Below are 3,181 nucleotides of genomic sequence, written 5' to 3'. Positions count from 1 at the left end.
CTTGAACGTATTGTGTGGTCAAGCCACTCGGCCTATTAGTACCGGTCGACTCCACACGTTACCGCGCTTCCATCTCCGACCTATCAACCCGATCATCAACCGGGGGCCTTACCCCACCAAAGTGGGAGGGAGAACTCATCTCAAGGAAGGCTTCCCGCTTAGATGCTTTCAGCGGTTATCCCTACCGAACGTAGCCAACCAGCCATGCTCCTGGCGGAACAACTGGCACACCAGAGGTTCGTCCGTCCCGGTCCTCTCGTACTAGGGACAGACCCTTTCAATTCTCCTACGCGCGCAGCGGATAGGGACCGAACTGTCTCGCGACGTTCTAAACCCAGCTCGCGTGCCGCTTTAATGGGCGAACAGCCCAACCCTTGGGACCTACTCCAGCCCCAGGATGCGACGAGCCGACATCGAGGTGCCAAACCATCCCGTCGATATGGACTCTTGGGGAAGATCAGCCTGTTATCCCCGGGGTACCTTTTAGCCGTTGAGCGACACCACTTCCACACGTAGATGCCGGATCACTAGGCCCTGCTTTCGCACCTGCTCGACACGTCCGTCTCACAGTCAAGCTCCCTTGTGCCCTTGCACTCACCACCTGATGACCAACCAGGCTGAGGGAACCTTTGGGCGCCTCCGTTACACTTTAGGAGGCAACCGCCCCAGTTAAACTACCCACCAGGCACTGTCCCCCACCCGGATACACGGGCGCGGGTTAGACACACAAAACAACCAGAGTGGTATTTCACCAACGACTCCACCCGAACTAGCGTCCGAGCTTCACAGTCTCCCACCTATCCTACACAAGCCGCCTCAAGCGCCAATGCCAAGCTATAGTGAAGGTCCCGGGGTCTTTCCGTCCTGCTGCGCGAAACGAGCATCTTTACTCGTACTGCAATTTCACCGGGCCTGTGGTTGAGACAGCGGGGAAGTCGTTACGCCATTCGTGCAGGTCGGAACTTACCCGACAAGGAATTTCGCTACCTTAGGATGGTTATAGTTACCACCGCCGTTTACCGGCGCTTAGATTCTCAGCGTCCACCCCGAAGGGTGTAACCGGTCCTCTTAACGTTCCGGCACCGGGCAGGCGTCAGTCCGTATACCGCGTCTTACGACTTCGCACGGACCTGTGTTTTTAGTAAACAGTCGCTTCCCCCTGGCCTCTGCGACCCCACCCAGCTCAAGAAGCAAGTTCCATCACCAGACAAGGCCCCCCTTCTCCCAAAGTTACGGGGGCAATTTGCCGAGTTCCTTAACCACAGTTCACCCGATCGCCTTGGTATTCTCTACCTGACCACCTGAGTCGGTTTAGGGTACGGGCCGCCAGTACACTCGCTAGAGGCTTTTCTCGACAGCATGGGATCACTCACTTCACCTAAAACGGCTCGGCATCACACCTCACCCTTCATGGCATGCGGATTTACCTGCACACCGGGCTACATGCTTACCCCAGGAACAACCATCGCCTGGGCTGAGCTACCCTCCTGCGTCACCCCATCACTCACCTACTACCCCCTCGGGCCGACCGCTAGGCCCAGACACGACCCGAAGGCCACACCTGAGATTCAGGGTCTTAGCATCAGAGGGTTCAGCGTTGGCGCATACCAGCGGGTACGGGAATATCAACCCGTTGTCCATCGACTACGCCTGTCGGCCTCGCCTTAGGTCCCGACTTACCCTGGGCGGATTAGCCTGCCCCAGGAACCCTTGGTCATCCGGCGCACACGTTTCTCACGTGTGATTCGCTACTCATGCCTGCATTCTCACTCCCACAACCTCCACCCCTGGGTCACCCCGAGGCTTCACCGGTCGCAGGACGCTCCCCTACCCATCACACCACAAAGGTGCAATGCCACGGCTTCGGCGGTGTGCTTGAGCCCCGCTACATTGTCGGCGCGGAATCACTTGACCAGTGAGCTATTACGCACTCTTTCAAGGGTGGCTGCTTCTAAGCCAACCTCCTGGTTGTCACAGCAACTCCACATCCTTTCCCACTTAGCACACGCTTAGGGGCCTTAACCGATGATCTGGGCTGTTTCCCTCTCGACTACGAAGCTTATCCCCCGCAGTCTCACTGCCACGCTCTCACTTACCGGCATTCGGAGTTTGGCTGACGTCAGTAACCTTGTAGGGCCCCTCAGCCATCCAGTAGCTCTACCTCCGGCAAGAAACACGCAACGCTGCACCTAAATGCATTTCGGGGAGAACCAGCTATCACGGAGTTTGATTGGCCTTTCACCCCTAACCACAGGTCATCCCCCAGGTTTTCAACCCTGGTGGGTTCGGGCCTCCACACCGTCTTACCGGCGCTTCACCCTGCCCATGGCTAGATCACCCCGCTTCGGGTCTACAGCATGCGACTCATGCGCCCTATTCAGACTCGCTTTCGCTACGGCTACCCGACACCGGTTAACCTCGCCACACACCATAACTCGCAGGCTCATTCTTCAAAAGGCACGCCATCACGAACCACCCCTCCGAAGAAGAATGGAGGACGCTCTGACGGCTTGTAGGCACACGGTTTCAGGTACTATTTCACGACCCCTCACCGGGGCACTTTTCACCTTTCCCTCACGGTACTAGTCCGCTATCGGTCACCAGGAAGTATTCAGCCTTACCACGTGGTCGTGGCAGATTCACACAGGATTTCACGGGCCCCGTGCTACTCGGGAACACACCCAGAAGCCACTCGAATTTCGTCTACCGGACTCTCACCGTCTACGGTCGGCCTTCCCATGCCGTTCAACTATCCGAGCAGTTTGTAACTTCTCGACCCAGCGGCAGCTGGACCAGGATGGTCCCACAACCCCGCACACGCAACGCCTGCCGGCTATCACACGCGCACGGTTTAGGCTCCTCCGCTTTCGCTCACCACTACTCACGGAATCACAATTGTTTTCTCTTCCTGCGGGTACTGAGATGTTTCACTTCCCCGCGTTCCCACCAACCGCCCTATACATTCAGACGGCGGCGACACCCCATGACGGGTGCCAGGTTTCCCCATTCGGAAATCCCCGGATCAAAGTCTGGTTGCCGACTCCCCGAGGCATATCGCAGGCTCCCACGTCCTTCATCGGCTCCTGATGCCAAGGCATCCACCGTATGCCCTTAAAAACTTGAACACACAAAACGATCAAAACAAATCGCAGATAAACAACAACACCCGACAACAACCCCC

1 rRNA gene is annotated in these 3,181 nt (G+C 57.2%); it reads right to left on the bottom strand.

What is annotated here, in order from left to right:
• Positions 1-14: 14 nt before the first annotated feature.
• A 23S ribosomal RNA gene (locus GNZ18_RS40605) occupies positions 15-3,125 on the bottom strand.
• Between the last annotated feature and the right edge of the window lie 56 nt (positions 3,126-3,181).

Origin of the sequence: Actinomadura litoris, from assembly GCF_009733595.1 — a bacterium.
Classification (GTDB): Bacteria; Actinomycetota; Actinomycetes; order Streptosporangiales; family Streptosporangiaceae; genus Spirillospora; species Spirillospora litoris.
The sequence above is the reverse complement of the archived record's forward strand: the minus strand, read 5'-3'. Positions and strand labels throughout refer to the sequence as shown.